This window comes from Peribacillus saganii (assembly GCF_003429095.1).
Lineage (GTDB): Bacteria > Bacillota > Bacilli > Bacillales > DSM-1321 > Peribacillus > Peribacillus saganii.
On the sequence record NZ_QVTE01000008.1, the window covers coordinates 119,645 to 137,861 of the forward strand.

Below are 18,217 nucleotides of genomic sequence, written 5' to 3' on the forward strand. Positions count from 1 at the left end.
TCGATAGAATAAATAAGGCAGGTAAACTATCAATGAAATCTATTCAAAATGAGGTCCAATCGAGAAGGACTTTTGCGATAATATCCCACCCGGATGCTGGGAAAACCACTCTGACAGAGAAACTGCTTCTTTTTGGAGGCGCAATTCGTGATGCAGGGACAGTTAAAGCAAGAAAAACAGGAAAATATGCAACAAGTGACTGGATGGAAATCGAGAAACAGCGTGGAATCTCGGTTACATCTTCAGTTATGCAATTTGATTATGATGGATTCCGTGTAAATATTTTGGACACTCCAGGCCACCAGGACTTCAGTGAAGACACATACCGTACATTGATGGCTGTTGACAGTGCTGTGATGATTGTTGATTCCGCAAAAGGGATTGAGGATCAGACAATTAAGTTATTTAAAGTATGTAAAATGCGCGGTATCCCTATCTTTACGTTCATCAATAAAATGGACCGCCAAGGTAAAGCACCGCTTGAGTTACTTGCTGAATTGGAAGAAGTTCTTGGAATCGAGTCATACCCAATGAACTGGCCAATTGGAATGGGAAAAGACTTTGTTGGAATCTATGATCGGTTTAACAATAGAATTGAGCAGTTTAAAACCGAAGATGACCGGTTTTTGCCTCTCAATGAAGAGGGCGGTCTAGCAATAGACCATGAACTAAATACTTCGCCTCTTTATGAGCAGACACTGGAAGAAATCATGCTGCTTTCAGAGGCAGGAAACGAATTTTCCAAAGAAAGAATTGCTGCCGGCCAATTGACTCCAGTATTTTTTGGCAGTGCCTTGACCGCATTCGGAGTCCAGACATTTTTGGATGCTTATTTGAAATTTGCTCCACAGCCACAGCCAAGGAAATCAACTGAAGGTGAAATCGATCCATTCAGCAACGATTTTTCCGGTTTTATATTCAAGATTCAGGCTAACATGAATCCAAAGCACAGAGACAGGATCGCCTTTTTGCGGATTTGTTCAGGTAAGTTTGAGCGGGGAATGAACGTTAATTTAAGCCGTACAGGAAAGCCGATTAATCTTTCTTCTTCCACGCAGTTTCTTGCAGATGACCGGGCAACGGTCAATGAAGCGGTAAGCGGAGATATTATCGGCCTTTATGACACCGGAAATTATCAAATTGGAGACACAATCACGACAAGCAAAGACCTGTTTCAATTTGAAAGACTTCCACAGTTTACTCCTGAACTGTTTGTCCGGGTAACGGCCAAGAACGTTATGAAACAAAAGCACTTCCATAAAGGGATTCACCAGCTAGTTCAAGAGGGCGCAATCCAGCTGTTTAAAACAGTAAGGATGGAAGAATATATCCTTGGCGCTGTAGGGCAGCTGCAATTTGAAGTGTTTGAACACAGAATGAGGAATGAATACAATGTGGAAGTTGTCATGGAAAGGCTAGGCAACAAAATTGCCCGCTGGGTAGAAAGTGACAATGTCGATGAAAATCTCCACAGCTCCAGAAGTGTTCTTGTTAAGGATCGTTATGAAAAATACGCCTTCCTGTTCGAAAATGAGTTCGCGCTGCGCTGGTTCAGCGAGAAAAATCCAGATGTTAAGCTTTATAACCCTATGGATTTACGATAAGCTGCAAAAAATCCCGTGCAAACGGGATTTTTTTGTATGGAATCATTTGTTAATAAAAGCTCTTGATAATCGAAGGAGCCGGTAAGCTCATTTCAACAGGCTTTGAAATAGTTAATAATTCCAGGATAGTGTAAAATTAAGTAAAAAGTGACCAGAAGTGGGGTTTTATTTTGAAAAACGCTTGTGCTATGTGCGGTGTGCATTTTCAGTTATTTGAAAATGGGTACTTATATCTGTCAGACGCTTCGCTAAAGTTGAAAGAAGACTTCAGTCAGAAGGCGGTTTATCTTCATGAGGGAGCATTTATTCCTTACCAGACTGTGTTTGAATTAATAAGTTTAATGGATTTAATTGGCAGCAAGGAAAATGTCCAAGCCTCAGTAATGTGTGAAATTACAGCTCCTGCGATAACGGTTCCTTTACCCGAATTAGCAGCCAGGGTAAGGCACAGTGACACAGTCCAGCTGATTCAAAATACTGATTTTCTCAGTTATTTTCAGCCGATTGTTTCACTTAGTAATCTTTCATTATATGGTTATGAATCTCTATTGAGGGACCCGCTTGGCCGGATATCACCGGGACAATTGTTTGAAACAGCAAGCTTAACTGGAATGCAGGGCCTGCTTGATCAGAAGGCCAGAGAAGTGGCTATTAAAGGGAGAAAAGGGCAGATTGAGGATGGTTTAAAAAGCTTTATTAATTTTCTTCCTTCCACTATTTATAATCCTGAATTCTGTTTAAGACACACTTTTCAAATTGTGGAGGCGAGCGGTGTTAAGTCTGAAGACCTTGTTTTCGAGGTAGTGGAAACGGAAAAAATCTCCGATATGGATCATTTGAAGAATATCTTCAAAACATATAAACAAGAGGGCATGAAGGTGGCGCTTGACGATTTTGGAGCTGGTTATTCAACAACAGAAGTCCTTTTAGAGCTGCTGCCTGATTTCGTCAAAATCGATCGTGGAAAGATTATGGATTGCGACCGGGATCTGGAGAAGCAGCTATTCTTAAAAAGTGTTGTCGAGGTATCACAAGCCTTAAACATTATCACTTTAGCGGAGGGTATTGAACGCAAGGAAGAACTGGAATTTTGCCGGGATATTGGAATTACTCTTGCCCAGGGCTATTATCTTGGAAAGCCGGAAAGCAGGCCCGCTTATATTCTTCCTCAATCGGCGATACCCGGCTTGTAGTTAATTTCGGTTTCAGCGAACTATTAAAAAGTATAAAACCCTCTCAAATTTTGAAAGGGTTCTTTTTTTTACATTGGAATATTCTTTTCTTTTACCTGCATCTTTTTCTCTGCAAGCCTGTTTGATCTCATAACGACATTTTGGAGAATTCCTATGGAAATCATCAATATCAAAAGGGAAGAACCTCCATAGCTGATGAACGGAAGGGTAATCCCTGTGATGGGTATGAGTCCCGATACACCACCAGCATTAATGAATACCTGAATACCAATCATCGAAGAGATCCCGACCATCAGCAGGCTTCCAAATGGATCAGGACAACGTGCGGCAAGAACAAATCCTCTGAGTACTATGAATCCTAAAGCCCCAAGAACGAACACTACTCCGAATAGTCCAAGTTCCTCGCCTATAATGGCGAGGATAAAGTCTGTATGTGATTCAGGCAGATATCCGTATTTCTGGACGCTATCCCCAAGGCCTAGACCGGTCACACCTCCTGAACCAAACGCAATAAGAGAGTTTGCAAGATGGAAGCCTTCATCCTTTATGGTTTCGGGGTCAAACGGTGTTTGAAGGCCGGTGAACCGTGAGACTCTTTCTTTTGAGACTACTTCAGAAAAATTGCCCGAGATTAATATTGCTAATGAAATGATAGCGGCCACAATCAAGGAGATGCCTAACAGTTTGCCAAGACTTTTCATTGACATCCCCGATGCAATAATAATTGATGCTGCTATCAATAATATAATGAACGCTGTCCCAAAGTCAGGCTGAATTGCAATGAGGGCACAAATGATTAGCAGCATAGTTATAGGCGGAACGACCGCTTTATCAATACTATTAATTATGTGCTGCCGTTTGCCGAAAATTGCAGCCAAATAAATAATGATAGCCAGCTTGGAAAATTCACCTGGCTGGATGGCTCGCGTTCCAACATTAATCCAGCTCTGGGCTCCTCCTGCAGTATGACCAATAAAGAAAATGAGAAAAAGGAATCCAATAATTCCGCTCATCATTAACATTAGAATTTTCTTCTGCTGATACAATTTATAAGGAATTATCATTGCAACGAGCATTAGAAAAAAGGCAAGTATCATCGCTGTTTTTTGTTTCTGATAGAAAAAGTCCATTTCCTCGCCATAGCGGGCTACCGCAGTCACCATGCTTGAGCTATATACCATCACTAAGCCAAATAGGCATAGTAAAACAACAGTTATGAATATAGGGAAGTCATAGGATTTAAAAACTTTTTTCAAGATATCACCTCTGTAAGCCTGCATTATCCACAGGGGGCTATTTAAAATATTAATCCTTTCCTATTCCATTAACAACATAATTTAATGATAATTTCTTTAAAAAACGATTACATATCTGCCATTGTAGACTGCTGCTCGCCTATTTGTCGATAAAATAGTTTGCTAATATAATAATTTACGCAGAGGGCTACTAAATTGAGCCAAAAAGATTCTTTCGATATCTCTAATTTAGAAATAAGAAGTATTTGCAGCGAGGGGGAGGAATGGAGATCGTCGAAACCAAGCTTTTTATTTTTAATCCATGTCACATATTGAACCCCGTTGAGTATAATAAACGAGAAAATAACCTTTGCATTCAGCTAACTCACGAATCGCAGTGAGTTAAGACAGAAATCAAGTATGGCCGAAGCATCTTCAGCATTGATGCTTAGGCAGCAGTTCATTAATTAAATTAAATACCGTTTTTCCTTTACAAAGGGGAGTAGCGTTAGGGTTCGCCCTAAAACAAAGTCGTCATTCCATGGACATACCATCCATCGGCTTTGTTGGCATGAAAAGTGCTCAGCAAGACCTTTGCCTATTGGCAGGGGTCTTTTTCTATGTGCCTTATGCTAACAGGGGAAATGCAAAACACTACTTTTGGGAGTTGAGGAATGATGGATACATCAATGCTACTGGAATATGGCTGGGTTCTTATTGTACTTATTGGTTTAGAGGGGATATTGGCGGCGGATAATGCCGTTGTCATGGCGGTGATGGTAAAACATCTCCCGAAGGACCAGCAAAGGAAGGCCTTATTTTATGGATTGATTGGAGCGTTTGCCTTCCGTTTTGTGAGTTTATTCCTTATATCATATCTTGTCAATGTTTGGCAGGTTCAAGCCCTTGGAGCCATTTACCTGCTTGTTGTTGCCGCCCTGCATCTATACAAACGATTTTCTGGAAAGGAAAAAATAATTGATATAAATTTGCATAAGGGATCGTCCTTCTGGCTGACGGTTTTAAAGGTTGAATTGGCAGATATTGCTTTTGCAGTTGATTCCATGCTGGCTGCTGTTGCACTTGCCGTAACATTGCCGAAGTCAGGATTGTTTTCGCTGGGAGGCATTGATGGTGGCCAATTTACTGTCATGTTCCTTGGCGGAATCATCGGATTGGTCATCATGAGATTTGCAGCCAAGGGATTTGTCCAATTGCTTGGAAAAAGACCTTCATTGGAAACGGCTGCATTTTTCATTGTTGGGTGGGTTGGCATTAAACTAGCAGTCTATACTCTTGCGCATCCGAATATTGCGATCTTGAATCAGCATTTCCCGGAATCAATTGAGTGGAAACTCACATTCTGGGTGGTGCTAATCGGCTTGGCGGTTGGCGGATTACTTTTTTCAAATAAAAAGAATGAGAGTACCCAACAAGCCTAGCGGGTATCATTTATCGCTCTGCCGTGAATGAATCATGGCAGGGCTTTGCATTGTCAGGAAGTTGGTTAATAAAGGAAAATCGAATATACTAACGTCGTTAGATAATAAAGATAACCTGAGTTAAAGGAAGGTATATGTTGCTGATGCAGAAGTATTGGACAAGAAAACTGCAGCGGCACGGTCTGCATCCCGACGCTCAACCTGATGGGATCCCCTGACATTCAGTTTTTTCACTAGATAGTACATGGATGATTCTATCGAAAATTTTCTAGACAGAAAGATCGGAAAACATTAATATATTTAGTACTACGAAATATTTAAATGAGGCGGAAACATGTTAAGAAATAGAAATGTTTGGATATTAATGAGCGGGGAGTTTCTTGCAGGACTAGGAATGTGGCTTGGGGTTATTGGAAACCTTGAGTTTTTGCAGAAGCTTGTTCCTTCAGATTTCCATAAATCACTGATTCTTTTGGCGGGAATGTTTGCAGGATTACTGGTTGGCCCGTTAGCGGGCAGAGTGATTGACAAATATTCAAAAAAGAAAGTCCTCGTGTACTCAGGAATAGTAAGGATTTTTTCCATTTTGTTTATGTTTATTGCAATTAGCTATGATCAGGTTTTCTGGATGGTCATTTACATGGTTGTTATCGGTATTTCGGCCGCCTTTTATTTCCCAGCCCTTCAGGCAGCGATACCTTTGATTGTAAAGAATGAAGATTTGCTAAGCATCAACGGGCTGCATATGAATGTATCTACTATCTCCAGAATTTCCGGAACTTCCTTGGCTGGGATCTTACTGATATCAATATCCTTGTTTAATTTGTACTTTCTTACTCTCTTATCTTATATTTTAATTTTGCTGTGTACGTTTTTCCTAACCATAGATGAATCTAAGGCAGTATCAGTTAAACAGAAACAAACAAAATCAAAAGGGGGCTTCACAGAAGTACTGCCGCTTTTGAAAACAATGCCGCAGGTCGTTATGTCCCTTTTCTTAATGCTAGTGCCTACCTTATTTCTTGGAAGTTTCAACCTGATGGTACTGGAAATCAGTGAGCTGCAGCATGACAGTTCGATTAAAGGCTGGCTTTATACAGCGGAAGGTCTAAGTTTCATGATCGGTGCTTTCATTACCAAAAAGCTATCCGCTGGCAGGGACCCTGTGAGAATATTGATTGGTTGCGCAGTTACTATTGCCGTTGCGCATTTATCGCTTTATTTAGCTGATATCAAGATTGCTTCCATTATTTCGTTTGCAATTTTCGGTTTTTCTGTAGGTATTTTCTTTCCGGTTGTGGCAACAATTTTTCAAAAGCAAGTACCTAAGGAATACCATGGCAGATTTTTTTCCTTCCGCGGAATGATGGACCGGATCTTATTCCAGGTTGTTCTCGTAACCGCCGGGCTGTTTCTTGATACCATTGGATTCAAGAATATGATACTTTGTTTTGGCAGCGTTTCAGTACTGTTAATTATATTTATCATGCTGAAACAGCCGCGTTCAGCAGTGGTGGAAGAAGTGAAATCGCCATCTGCTTAATAAGAAAACAGTTGCAATAAAATCGCCCTTCAGTCCATTTCTTCAAGTGATCAATATTATAAGCATATCCTTTCCTTGGGAAGGCGGGAGGTATTTTTCTAAATACCATAATTGTCTTCGGTGGTCATTTGGTCTTGTTTATATGGTTCTGTTATTGCAGATTTGGCTAGACTGTTGCAGCCGTTACCCTGATCTTAGTTGTAGCTATTAGGTTGTCAAATGAAGCAAGAATGGCGCAAATTCATTGAATATCATTTTTAATTATTATATAAGTATTTTGCCCCTCCTTACTGCCTATTGGAGGGCTTCTTTGTGTCTAAAAAATACGGTACATGGTGTAAAACTGCTCTGATGTCTGCAGCTTATCTGGCTTATTATTAAGGGTTTTTGAAAGCATTATGGGACTCATTTGGCTGGAATAAACAAGCCAAAGGAAAGATAGTCCTTTTGCAGCTTTTTTTTATTTTCTACCCCTAAAAAAAGAAATGATTTTAGCGTATGTTATAATGTGTCTTTAGTGAGGTGGGCAAATGTTTAGTATGTTGTTTACGCCGTTAAAGCGCAAACGCAATATAGAAGACACTGTATTGAAAATTCAAGCCGGCAATAAGGAGCTTCGCGAAGAAATACTGGTCTCCTTTAAGCCTTTTATAGCAAAAACCGTATCCTCTGTGTGCCGTCGATATATTACAGAATCTGATGATGAATTCAGCATTGGCCTAATTGCCTTCAATGATGCGATTGATAAATTCGTGCCTGCTAAGGGACATTCATTGCTGGCTTTTGCAGAGACCATTATTAAACGAAGGGTCATTGATTATCTTCGCAGCCAGTCAAGAAAACAGGATGTATTGCTCGATTATAAATTTGAGGATGAGCAGGAACTAAGTGAATCCTACCTTGAAACTGAAAAATCAATGCAGCAATTCCGGATAGTTCAGGATGCAGAGAAAAGGAAGGATGAAATCCTGCTTTATCAGAACAAGTTGCTTGAATTTGATCTTGTTTTTGACGATTTGGCTGAGAATTCCCCAAAGCATGAAGATGCGCGGAGAAACGCGATATCCATTGCAAGGCTGATTGTGGAAGATGCAGAACTGAGAGGGATTTTGTTTGAAAAAAAGCGGCTGCCGGTCAAGCAGCTTGAACAGAGGGTTAAGGTAAGCCGGAAAACAATAGAGAGAAACCGGAAATATATTATAGCCATTTCAGTTATCTTACATGGCGAATTTTTTTATCTAAAGGATTATATAAAAGGGGTGCTTGAAGAGTGAAAAAGGGTGTGGTGTTGGCCGTCGATAACCGCTACGTTACATTGATGACCCCTGAAGGCGAATTTATAAAAATGAAACGGAAAAGGCGAGGTTCCTACAAAGTTGGTGAAGAAATCGAGCTTGTGACTTCCAGAGAATCATACAGAGGAACCAGCTTTCTGGGCATTGCCCCGAAAAAAGTGTATATAGCAGGTGCTGCTGCCGCATTGCTCTTTGGGATTACTTATCTTCCGTTCTTCAATAATAATAATGTATCTGCCTATATGACTATCGATGTCAATCCAAGCATCGAAATTGGACTGAATGATGATCTTGAAGTGATCAAGTTAAACGGATTGAATAAGGAAGGCAAGCGGATTCTGAGGGGCATTGATGATTGGAAGCAGCAAAATGTCAATGATATTGCAAAAAAAATATTATTGGAAACAGAATCAAGAGGATTTTTAAAAAAGGAAAAAGAAGTTGTCTTTTCAACTGTATTGCTTGATCAGGACAATATAGAGCTAAGTGGGGACTTGAAGAAAGAAATGGAGCTTCTGGCGTCTAACACCAAAAAGGTGGCTGAAGTGACGGTCCATGAGGGTTCCTCAACTGATAGGAAGAAAGCTTTGGAGGCAGGCCTTTCAACCGGAAGGTATATCGATACAAACGAGACCAAAGATAAAAATAAAAACTCAAATGAAGACGGATCAAACAAGACCGAGATCAAAAACAATGCGAAAACTATCCCAACGGAAGAAAAGGCTGCTGATAATAAGAAAGTTATTCCTTCCAATCCGGAAACAATCAAAAAAGTAATTATCTCCAAGCCTGTTGAACCTATTGGGAAAACTGTAAAGAAAGAAACAGAAGTACATCACTCGTCCAAAAATTCAGCTAATAAACCCGCGGTAATAAAGGAAAATCATGATGATAAAAACAATCGGCGCACCGTTACAACAAAAGAATCGCAAAGGAAACTTGTGAAGCCATCACGCCCTTCATATCCAACTAAGCCGTCCTATGACAGTGAAGATAAATATAGAGATAGAGATAGTGATCACAATGACGACAAAGATAGAGATGACGACAAAGATAAAGAGCGGTCAAAGAAACATGATAATAGACGTGATGAAATAAAGAGCGAAAACTCCTCCGAGAAGCGAAATAAAAAGGAAGAGAATTCAGTCGATAAAAGCAATAACAAGTCCGATCATGGTTCCCATACCGATGAAAAAGATATCGATGATGATTAGAAATCAAATTGATAAGACTGGGGATAAATAGAAGGGCCAAGCTTTGGTTTCATTCAGCTGGCCCTTTTTGGTGTTTTGCTTTTAACTGCCACAAAAAATTGTGATTATCAGAAGCATCAATATGCTCCATCTCTTTTTTCGCCATAGATATGAAATTGTTTTTATCTTCCGCTAAGTTCTGATTGTGCTTGTGCGATCAGGCGTTTCGTAATTTCTCCGCCAACAGATCCATTTGCGCGGGAAACTGTATCCGATCCCAAGGCAACTCCGAATTCCTGGGCGATTTCATATTTAAATTGTTCAAGAGCCTGCTCAACGCCCGGTACCAGAAGTTTATTTCTGTTGTTTGCCATTGCTGTCTCTCTCCTTTGATGTTCTACGTTTTGAGGTTGCTATATATCCCTCTATTCTAGTATGGGACTGGACCCTTGTTCTTACTTGCTGAGTGGCTATAAAAGTTGATGGAAATTTAGCCTGAAATTTCATCATTAAGTGGTATTATCATTGAAGAAGTTAGTTAACAGTTCTTAGGATAATTTTTCTCCCGCCTTGAGAGACAGTTTACATCAATAAGTAAAACATTCAGTGTTGAGATCAGTTATCTTTAAGTGCGAATTCGGTTCTGTCTTAGCTTTTATTTACCACCGTTAGGAAAAGAATAAGAATATCTATAGGGCATGCAGCAATAGTTTCACTCTTAATTATTGTCAAGATGACTTTCCAAAAAACGAGCTTTCATGGGGCTAATATGGAATGAACCTAATATGATTGTTAACTGGTACTGAAAAAAAATCAAACAATGCAGAATAGCGGTACCCAATAAAAAAGGGTTATTAATCAGTTTCCCTGCTGCTTACGTCTTTGTCTGGATGCATAAACGGATAACCCTGTGGTTTTCTTTGGTGCTCTAGCAGTTCCCTGTTCTCAGCTGTATTCCAGCCTATATCGTTTGTTGGATGTACCCATTGGTCGCCCGCCATAACCTCTGGATCTGTGTCTTCTGTCCAGTTTTCAAGGGGCGAGTTTTCTGAGGCATAGAGACTGTCGCCAATTACGACACCAGATGAATTGACAAACGGAGAAGACATATGGATACCAGTGTTTTTGAAGCTGGGTGAATTCATCTGATGCGGCATGGCTCCATCGATAGCTGGTGAATCCAATTGTTTTTCATCGTTATTAATCATAACCATCACTCCGATATTCAATATCTCTGTTTATCGTCTCCTTTAGTCTTTTCGATTATCCGATGACCTCAATTATCTTTGACCTCCTAAATTATCCAGTCAATAGGTGATACTGCTGTGAATAAATCTTGTGCTTCAAGCCCCAAAATAAAATGCTCGTATTTTTGAAAGGAGCAATGGCACATGAAAAGGAAAGCGGAACATAATGCAGCCGTCAAAGCAAGCCACACACCAACGAAAAATTTGGCAGAATCAGAATTCTCTGCGGAATTTACCGGGAAAGAAAATGTGATGAAGGCTTTTAACCGTAATTCCAAGCAAGGGAGAAAAGGGAGAGCATGAGAGACGCTGAATGGCGAAAAGAAGATAAGGCCGCTAACACACGTGAAGAATTTGGAAGTGAATTCGCATTTGGAATAAATGCTGACAAAATTTATGATGTTTTAGTGGTTTCACAAGATAAAAAATCAGACAAAAAGGACAAATAAAAGCAAGCAAAAACGCCGGATTTTTTGTCCGGCATTTTTGCTCATAAATTTCAGGTTTTTTGAACCGCTTTTTTTGTTTTTCAGCATTTTTTAACGATGCAGCCAGGCGCCCAGCATGAATATCTTTTTTCTTTAAATTACCCTCAAAATATCGGCAGCCCGATACCGAATACCCATAGTACGGTAGAGAGCAAACACTTTCGAAAAATATCTATTTCTGGATATAAAATAAAATGAAGGTATCCTTTTTAACACATCATTCATTTTCACACTTCTTTACCCGGAGCTTAGTGGGCTAATGCACTATTGGAAATAGAATAAACTTTTGTGCCTTTGCCTGATGGGTCAAAATAGGCAACCATTACCGACGGCTGTTTAATAATCTCACCTGTTGACAGGAATGCATCCAAATCAAACGGGATCTCTTCCAGCATCGTATGTTTATACAGTTCCTTTTCAGATAGTGATAGATCTGTAAACCCGCTACCAGCAATCGATGGCTTTTTAATTAAAGAACGGTAAATCCCTGTTCTCTCGGTTTTATCAAATGACTGATCCCACCATGGCTTGCGCGGCTTATACTTTTGGTTATGAAAATAATCATATTTCATCAAACCCGTTGCGACTTCCAAATCAGTGAAACCACGATCCAGTAAGAAGACATTTAGCCTCTTAAATAAATCCTCAAGCTGATGTCCGATTCTTGCCCAGCCCCGCTGATTCCAAAAGGTGCCAAAGTCTTGGAAAAAATCAAATGGTGATTGGAATGCATTTCCAGCCAGAAACTCGACTGTCTGATCCATCCGATGATCATTCCAATACTTTTCAAGAACATCCTCAACCTGTTTAATTCTCACAATATCGTCAAAGTTCAACACACGGTTGCCAAGAATTTCATATGGCGAGTGGTCGCTGTACACATATTCCCATTCAGCTGCCCTGATGCGCAGTCCTGTGCCCCTCAGCATTTTCAGGAAGCCGAGCTGAAGTTCCTCTGGACGCATAGCAAAAACATCGTTAAAGGTTTTTTTGAACGAATTGTAATCTTCCTCAGGCAATCCGGCTATTAAGTCCAGGTGCTGGTCTATTTTGCCGCCTTCCTTTACCATTGTGACGGTCCTTGTCAATTTTTCAAAATTCTGCTTGCGCATGACAAGTTCATTTGTATAATCGTTAGTTGATTGAACTCCTATTTCAAAGCGGAATAACCCAGCCGGCGCATTGTCGTTTAAGAACTGTATGACTTCCGGTCTCATAATATCCGCAGTAATCTCAAATTGGAATACGGTACCCGGGAGATGCTCATCGATAAGGAATTGGAACATTTCCATCGCATAGCTTCTGCTGATATTGAAGGTGCGGTCAACAAACTTAATCGTCTTGGCACCGTTATTCATTAAGTAACGAATATCGTCCTTAACCTTCTCACGGTCGAAATATCGCACACCTACCTCAATGGAGGAAAGACAAAACTGGCAGCTGAACGGGCAGCCTCGGCTTGTTTCGATATAAACCACCCGTTTGTCAAGGTGGGGAATATCCTCAGGAAACCTGAATGGTGACGGAAGCTGCTTTAAATCAAGTTTATTGCGCTGCGGCGCTATCCTTTTCTTGCCTTCATCACGGAAGGCCAATCCGCTTAGTTCAGCAAAGTTTCCGTCACCATGCAGCTCGGCAAGCAGCTGTTTGAATGTTTCCTCTCCCTCGCCGATTACAATGAAATCCGCGTGTGGTATTTCCTCAAGCCAATCAGCGACGTCGTAGGTTACTTCGGGACCGCCCAGGACAATTTTTAAACCGGGATTCACTTTTTTCAGCAGCTCGACTACCTTTTTGGTTTCTTCGATATTCCAAATGTAGCAGCTAAATCCGATAATATCGGGCTTCTTCGAATGCAGGTCACCTACAATATTCATAATCGGATCTTTAATTGTATACTCCGCCAGCTCAATCTCATATTCAGGAGCGGCATATGCTTTTAAATTTCGAATGGATAAGCTTGTATGAATGTATTTGGCATTTAAAGTACTTAGTATAATTTTCATATATCAGATTGCGTATAGAAAACGCCTGGACTCCTTTCAGGATCACTCAATCGATCCTTAAACTTACAAACACTAACTTAATATTTTACCATAGTATTGCCGTATTCAATAGATAAAATAATATACATTGTCTTTATGCCCACCGCAGGCATCGAATATTTATGAACATTATAAGTATTTTTTCGATAGTTATTTATAAATGATAAAATATTTACATTCATCAGAAATTTCACATTATAATAAGAGAGTATTGTTATTTATTATAAAGATATTTAGGAATGGGAGGGATTCATGTGAAGGTTTCTCTTTTTGCAACATGTTTGGTTGATATGTTTCACACAGAGGTTGGCAAAGCGACCGTTGAAGTTCTCGAACATCTAGGCTGTGAGGTGGAGTTTCCGGAATCTCAGGTATGCTGCGGCCAGCCGGCTTATAACAGCGGTTATGTGAACGATTCAAGAGATGCCATGAAAAGAATGGTTGAAGCATTTGAACACGCAGAATTTGTGGTGACACCGTCCGGATCATGTGCTGCCATGTTCAAGGAATATCCGAATGTACTTAAGGATGAAGGTTCCTGGGGCGAGCGTGCAGAAAAATTGGCGGCCAAGACATATGAGCTAACCCAGTTTATTGTAGATGTGCTGAAAGTAGAAGATGTTGGAGCCAGATTAAAGGGGAAGGTTACCTACCATACTTCCTGCCACATGGCCCGGCTGCTCCATGTCAAGGAGGCCCCGATGATATTGCTAAGTAATGTCCAGGAACTTGAATATATCCCTCTGCCAAACGCACACAATTGCTGCGGTTTTGGAGGGACATTTTCTGTGAAAATGGGACAAATCTCAGAGCAGATGGTTGATGAAAAAATCGAGCATATAGGCGAAACGGATGCTGATTACATAATCGGGTCCGATGCAGGCTGCTTAATGAATATCGGGGGCAGGATCAACCGAAAAGGCGGGCCGATTAAGGTAATGCATATTGCTGAGGTGCTTAACAGCCGCTGAAGCACTCCATATGACCAATGAAGGAGCGTAAGACTTATTATGCCAATGAAAATAGGGGAAGAAACCTTTAAGGAAAGAGTGGAAACCGGCATTAATAACGCATTTATGAGATCCGCTGTATCAAGTGCCCAGGAACGGCTTCACGGCCGGCGGCTTGCTGCAGCAGAAGAGCTAGGGAACTGGGAGGAATGGCGCAATCATTCAGAGGAAATCCGCCAGCATGTGCTGGAGAACCTGGATTACTATCTTCTTCAATTGTCTGAAAACGTTTCTAAAAATGGTGGTCATGTGTTTTTCGCTGAAACGGCAGAAGAAGCAAGTACATACATAAAAGAAGTGATCCAGCAAAAGAATGGGAAAAAAGTTGTCAAATCAAAATCTATGGTTACCGAAGAAATCAATCTTAATCAGGTGCTTGAAGCAGCAGGGTGTGAAGTTATAGAAACTGATCTGGGTGAATATATTCTTCAGGTCGATGATCATGATCCTCCATCCCATATTGTTACACCGGCTCTTCATAAAAATAAAGAACAGATCCGTGATGTTTTTAAGGAAAAGCTTGCGTATGAGAACACTGAAAAGCCTGAGGAATTAACAGCCCATGCGCGCAAAGTCCTTCGGGAGAAATTCCTTGAAGCAGATATCGGAATTACTGGCTGTAATTTTGCGATCGCAGAAAGCGGTTCGGTAGGCCTTATAACCAATGAGGGCAATGGACGGATGGTAACTACCCTGCCAAAAGTCCAGATCACCGTAATGGGGATGGAGCGTATCGTTCCTTCTTTTGAGGAGTTTGAAGTTTTGGTCGGCATGCTGACAAGGAGTGCAGTTGGGCAAAGGCTCACAAGCTATATTACTGCTTTGACCGGTCCAAGGCAGCCTGGCGATGTGGACGGCCCAGAGGAATTTCATCTGGTTATCGTAGATAATGGCCGTTCCAATATCCTCGGCTCTGAATTTCAATCAGTCCTTCAGTGTATCCGCTGTGCGGCTTGTGTAAACGTATGCCCGGTGTACCGGCATGTTGGCGGCCATTCCTACGGCTCTATCTATTCAGGACCGATCGGAGCGGTCCTGTCACCGCTGCTGGGAGGCTATGATGACTATAAGGAACTTCCATATGCTTCAACTCTTTGTGCAGCCTGCACAGATGCCTGCCCGGTGAAAATTCCGCTCCACGAATTGCTTCATAAACACCGTCAAGTTATCGTGGAAAGGGAAGGGAAGGCGCCGATTTCGGAAAAAATGGCAATGAAGGCTTTCGGATTAGGTGCTGCTTCCCCGGCCCTATATAAGTTTGGATCCAAAATGGCCCCAACGGCGATGAATCCTTTTACAGTCGGCGAGTCAATTACAAAAGGGCCAGGCCCTTTAAAAGCTTGGACGGAGATCCGGGATTTTCCTGCCCCCCAAAAAGAAAGATTCCGAGACTGGTTCAGTAAACGGGAAAAAGGGGGCAATCAATAATGGCAGGAACTATCCAGAATCGCGAAGCTTTTCTAAGCAGGCTTGCTGGCAGGCTAGGAAGGGAGCAAGTTAAAGAGACCCTTGAACGGCCTATTTGGAAGCATCAGCCACAGCACGAAGTAATGAAAGGGGCTTCTATTGAGGAGCTAATCAACGTCTTAAAGGAACATTGCGTTCGAATTCATACTGATTTTTACCGAACTAAAACCAGCGACTTGCCAAAAATTATGAAAGAGGTTGTGCAGGAATTTGGAGGCGGCCCTGTGATCACTACAAAGGATGCCCGCTTTGAAGAATTTGGCCTGTCCATGCTTCTTTCAGAAATGTGGCCGGCAGAACAAATCGATGTAATCGAGTGGAATCCGGAACTTGCTGATAAAAATATCAAGCTTGCAGAACGCTCGAACGTCGGGATAGTTTTTAGCGAAATTACGCTGGCGGAATCAGCCACTGTCGTGTTATTTAGCACGAATGAAAAGGGCCGCTCGGTAAGTCTCCTGCCCCAGACATTTATTGCAATTATCCCGAAGAGTACGATTGTTCCAAGGATGACTCAGGCAGCAAAGCAAATCCAAGCAAAGGTGAAGAATGGGGAAGTGCTTCCTGCATGCATCAACTTTGTTACTGGACCAAGCAACTCAGCGGATATTGAAATGAACCTTGTCGTCGGAGTGCATGGGCCAGTGAAGGCCGCATATATACTGGTCGATGATATGTAATGAATTTTGTATAACATAACCGAGTGGGGGATAACAAATAGTAGTGTGTAGCCTCTAGCTCCAGCGCGTAGCAACTTTTTTCCGCAGGAAAATAAAGCACCGACGAACAGACAAGAAATACATGTGGATCAGAAAAGCATTGCCACATCACATGGCAACCTTAAACCTTCTTATTATTCGCTGACAAATGCAGAACCCCGATTGTTGGACGCTTTCTAACAATTGGGATAGGATTTTATGGCTAATTTTATTGCTGATGATCGATTTGCGGCAGTTCAATGGTAATTAGAAGGTGTAGAGAGTTATGCTTCGACTGGGACGTCCATTGGCAAATCTCTGCAGTGTAGTAAGTAACTGGGGTATGCAATCCGAAATTCATGGTGCCGTTCCGGGCGTTTTTGCGCTTTTTTACTGGAAAGAAAGTATAGCTCTTTAACGAGTACAGATGGGCGCTGCAGCTGGTCATCAACAAATTGTCAAAAAAAACCATGAGCTTTAATATAGCCTAAAAGAAAGATTAAACAAAAAAAGGAGACTCCAAACCGGATCGGCTTTGGGTCTCCTTTACTAATCTATGCTTTATACCTTGTCCTATCAGGATGTCTCTTTCCTCATTAATCTTTATTGGATAAATATTATTATCAAGCTATTTTAAATTTTGGACGCATCCAGTCAATTATAACTTGAAATCTGCTTTTTCAGCCGCTCCCGATAAAATCGGAAATATAGTACTATTTTTTTCAGCAGACTTTTGGATCGGTTTATTTTTAGTTCAATAATAGGTTGGGAAAAGGATGCAATTACACCGGTTGAAAGAATTATTGTCACGAGAAGGGAGATGGCTGCAAGCATCAGGAAGTTTTCAACGCTTGTAAAAAATCCTGTCATTTCACTTTCCCGGAAGAAACGGACAATAAATCCATGAAGCAGATAAACATATAATGTCTGCTTTCCCCATTTTGTAAAAAAGTACTGTTTACTTGGCACAAATGCCATAAAACTAAAGACCATGATCAGACTTACCGCATAGAATCCCAGCCTCGTGAGCATTGAAATAAAGCCATGGGCATCAAGTTCAGAGTATGGTTTAGACCCGAGCAGCCACTTATAGTTAATGTCTGGGTAGAAATAAAAACCGAAAAATACAATCGCAATAACTGTAAAGGCAATCACTCTTCCCTTAAGATTGACGAGCTGATTTAAATGCTCCCTGCGCAAATGGTAGCCGAGCAGGAACATTGGGAAGAACACAAACGTTCTTGATAAGCTCAGATAATTGGATACCGAATCAGCATAACCGATTAGCAAGGCAATTAGCAAAGCAGCTGTGAGGCCCTTTGCCGGACCGAGCTTTGAGAAACCAAGCAGCATAATATTCCAGCAAAACAGGCTTATCAAAAACCAAAGTGACCAATGAGGGTTAAGCAGATCCATTGTGAACGTGTTTTTGCTGTATAAATAATAATAGAAAACAGAGTAAATGATTTGAAAAATAATATATGGAAGGATTAATTTCTTCGCAATTTTACTCACATAGCCTTTTTCATAAATGCCTTTTGCAAAGAAGCCTGATACTAAAATAAACGCAGGCATATGAAAGGTATAAATCGTTTTATAGAGCGAATAGATTATCTCATTATGCTCAATAAATGTCTTCAATAAGTGTCCAAAGACGACAAAGAAAATGAGAATGAACTTTGCGTTGTCAAAATAGTAATCTCGTTGTCTCATTTTTTCCTCCGTATTTGATGTGTGCCATTTTATTACCACCTAAG

16 protein-coding genes and 1 riboswitch are annotated in these 18,217 nt (G+C 41.0%); of the genes, 11 read left to right on the top strand and 5 right to left on the bottom strand.

Going from position 1 to position 18,217, the window contains the following annotated elements; all coding sequences use genetic code 11:
- Positions 1 to 32 precede the first annotated feature (32 nt).
- Both D0469_RS03285 and D0469_RS03290 read left to right on the top strand, forming a co-directional pair.
- Positions 33 to 1,604: a peptide chain release factor 3 gene (locus D0469_RS03285; RefSeq protein WP_117325417.1), complete on the top strand. Its 1,572-nt coding sequence runs from the start codon at positions 33 to 35 to the stop codon at positions 1,602 to 1,604.
- 170 nt (positions 1,605 to 1,774) lie between these two features.
- A complete protein-coding gene (locus tag D0469_RS03290) occupies positions 1,775 to 2,797 on the top strand; it encodes an EAL domain-containing protein (RefSeq protein WP_233522923.1) in 1,023 nt (340 codons plus the stop codon).
- Positions 2,798 to 2,865: 68 nt separating this feature from the next.
- On the opposite strand, the gene D0469_RS03295 is transcribed toward D0469_RS03290, so the two are convergent.
- Positions 2,866 to 4,053, bottom strand: a complete 1,188-nt coding sequence (locus D0469_RS03295; protein WP_233522924.1) for an FtsW/RodA/SpoVE family cell cycle protein — start codon at positions 4,051 to 4,053, stop codon at positions 2,866 to 2,868.
- A 464-nt stretch (positions 4,054 to 4,517) separates the two neighbouring features.
- A riboswitch (yybP-ykoY riboswitch) is annotated at positions 4,518 to 4,666 on the top strand.
- A 43-nt stretch (positions 4,667 to 4,709) separates the two neighbouring features.
- On the opposite strand from D0469_RS03295, the gene D0469_RS03300 reads away from it, so the two are divergent.
- The 4 genes from D0469_RS03300 to D0469_RS03315 all read left to right on the top strand — a co-directional run bounded on the left by D0469_RS03300 (position 4,710) and on the right by D0469_RS03315 (position 9,526).
- Entirely contained in the window at positions 4,710 to 5,474 is a 765-nt protein-coding gene (locus D0469_RS03300) for a TerC family protein (RefSeq protein ID WP_117325420.1), read from the top strand.
- Between the two features lie 334 nt (positions 5,475 to 5,808).
- Entirely contained in the window at positions 5,809 to 7,017 is a 1,209-nt protein-coding gene (locus D0469_RS03305) for an MFS transporter (RefSeq protein ID WP_117325212.1), read from the top strand.
- A 530-nt stretch (positions 7,018 to 7,547) separates the two neighbouring features.
- Positions 7,548 to 8,291 (top strand): RNA polymerase sigma factor SigI, encoded by a 744-nt coding sequence (gene sigI, locus D0469_RS03310; protein WP_117325213.1) that lies wholly within the window; start codon positions 7,548 to 7,550, stop codon positions 8,289 to 8,291.
- Positions 8,288 to 9,526, top strand: a complete 1,239-nt coding sequence (locus D0469_RS03315) for an anti-sigma factor domain-containing protein (RefSeq protein ID WP_117325214.1) — start codon at positions 8,288 to 8,290, stop codon at positions 9,524 to 9,526. Before sigI ends, D0469_RS03315 begins: the two co-directional genes overlap by 4 nt.
- A 161-nt stretch (positions 9,527 to 9,687) precedes the next feature.
- Here the strand turns inward: D0469_RS03315 and D0469_RS03320 are convergent, their stop codons facing one another.
- Both D0469_RS03320 and D0469_RS03325 read right to left on the bottom strand, forming a co-directional pair.
- Entirely contained in the window at positions 9,688 to 9,879 is a 192-nt protein-coding gene (locus tag D0469_RS03320; RefSeq protein WP_117325215.1) for an alpha/beta-type small acid-soluble spore protein, read from the bottom strand.
- Positions 9,880 to 10,359: 480 nt separating this feature from the next.
- Positions 10,360 to 10,713, bottom strand: coding sequence for a DUF3905 domain-containing protein (locus D0469_RS03325; RefSeq protein WP_117325421.1), 354 nt, complete (start codon positions 10,711 to 10,713; stop codon positions 10,360 to 10,362).
- Between the two features lie 183 nt (positions 10,714 to 10,896).
- On the opposite strand from D0469_RS03325, the gene D0469_RS21305 reads away from it, so the two are divergent.
- Complete coding sequence (locus tag D0469_RS21305) at positions 10,897 to 11,055, top strand: hypothetical protein (protein WP_199478325.1); 159 nt, start codon at positions 10,897 to 10,899, stop codon at positions 11,053 to 11,055.
- Positions 11,052 to 11,201: a hypothetical protein gene (locus D0469_RS20935; RefSeq protein WP_158553336.1), complete on the top strand. Its 150-nt coding sequence runs from the start codon at positions 11,052 to 11,054 to the stop codon at positions 11,199 to 11,201. Before D0469_RS21305 ends, D0469_RS20935 begins: the two co-directional genes overlap by 4 nt.
- Before the next feature lie 287 nt (positions 11,202 to 11,488).
- Here the strand turns inward: D0469_RS20935 and D0469_RS03330 are convergent, their stop codons facing one another.
- Positions 11,489 to 13,246, bottom strand: a complete 1,758-nt coding sequence (locus tag D0469_RS03330) for a B12-binding domain-containing radical SAM protein (RefSeq protein ID WP_117325216.1) — start codon at positions 13,244 to 13,246, stop codon at positions 11,489 to 11,491.
- A gap of 293 nt (positions 13,247 to 13,539) precedes the next feature.
- On the opposite strand from D0469_RS03330, the gene D0469_RS03335 reads away from it, so the two are divergent.
- The 3 genes from D0469_RS03335 to D0469_RS03345 are packed head-to-tail and all read left to right on the top strand — an operon-like array spanning position 13,540 to position 16,442.
- Positions 13,540 to 14,256: a (Fe-S)-binding protein gene (locus D0469_RS03335; RefSeq protein WP_117325217.1), complete on the top strand. Its 717-nt coding sequence runs from the start codon at positions 13,540 to 13,542 to the stop codon at positions 14,254 to 14,256.
- Between the two features lie 39 nt (positions 14,257 to 14,295).
- Positions 14,296 to 15,723: a LutB/LldF family L-lactate oxidation iron-sulfur protein gene (locus D0469_RS03340; RefSeq protein ID WP_117325218.1), complete on the top strand. Its 1,428-nt coding sequence runs from the start codon at positions 14,296 to 14,298 to the stop codon at positions 15,721 to 15,723.
- Positions 15,720 to 16,442 (top strand): LutC/YkgG family protein, encoded by a 723-nt coding sequence (locus D0469_RS03345; RefSeq protein ID WP_233522937.1) that lies wholly within the window; start codon positions 15,720 to 15,722, stop codon positions 16,440 to 16,442. The genes D0469_RS03340 and D0469_RS03345 overlap by 4 nt, the downstream gene beginning before the upstream one ends.
- Before the next feature lie 672 nt (positions 16,443 to 17,114).
- Here the strand turns inward: D0469_RS03345 and D0469_RS03350 are convergent.
- Entirely contained in the window at positions 17,115 to 18,173 is a 1,059-nt protein-coding gene (locus D0469_RS03350; RefSeq protein WP_117325220.1) for an acyltransferase family protein, read from the bottom strand.
- Positions 18,174 to 18,217: the final 44 nt, after the last annotated feature.

Coding starts and splice junctions, on each gene's coding strand:
- sigI (WP_117325213.1), top strand. CDS start 7,548: ATGTTTAGTATGTTGTTTACGCCGTTAAAGCGCAAACGCAATATAGAA.
- D0469_RS03340 (WP_117325218.1), top strand. CDS start 14,296: ATGCCAATGAAAATAGGGGAAGAAACCTTTAAGGAAAGAGTGGAAACC.
- D0469_RS03305 (WP_117325212.1), top strand. CDS start 5,809: ATGTTAAGAAATAGAAATGTTTGGATATTAATGAGCGGGGAGTTTCTT.
- D0469_RS03300 (WP_117325420.1), top strand. CDS start 4,710: ATGGATACATCAATGCTACTGGAATATGGCTGGGTTCTTATTGTACTT.
- D0469_RS03285 (WP_117325417.1), top strand. CDS start 33: ATGAAATCTATTCAAAATGAGGTCCAATCGAGAAGGACTTTTGCGATA.
- D0469_RS21305 (WP_199478325.1), top strand. CDS start 10,897: ATGAAAAGGAAAGCGGAACATAATGCAGCCGTCAAAGCAAGCCACACA.
- D0469_RS03330 (WP_117325216.1), bottom strand. CDS start 13,246: ATGAAAATTATACTAAGTACTTTAAATGCCAAATACATTCATACAAGC.
- D0469_RS20935 (WP_158553336.1), top strand. CDS start 11,052: ATGAGAGACGCTGAATGGCGAAAAGAAGATAAGGCCGCTAACACACGT.
- D0469_RS03320 (WP_117325215.1), bottom strand. CDS start 9,879: ATGGCAAACAACAGAAATAAACTTCTGGTACCGGGCGTTGAGCAGGCT.
- D0469_RS03350 (WP_117325220.1), bottom strand. CDS start 18,173: ATGAGACAACGAGATTACTATTTTGACAACGCAAAGTTCATTCTCATT.
- D0469_RS03325 (WP_117325421.1), bottom strand. CDS start 10,713: ATGATTAATAACGATGAAAAACAATTGGATTCACCAGCTATCGATGGA.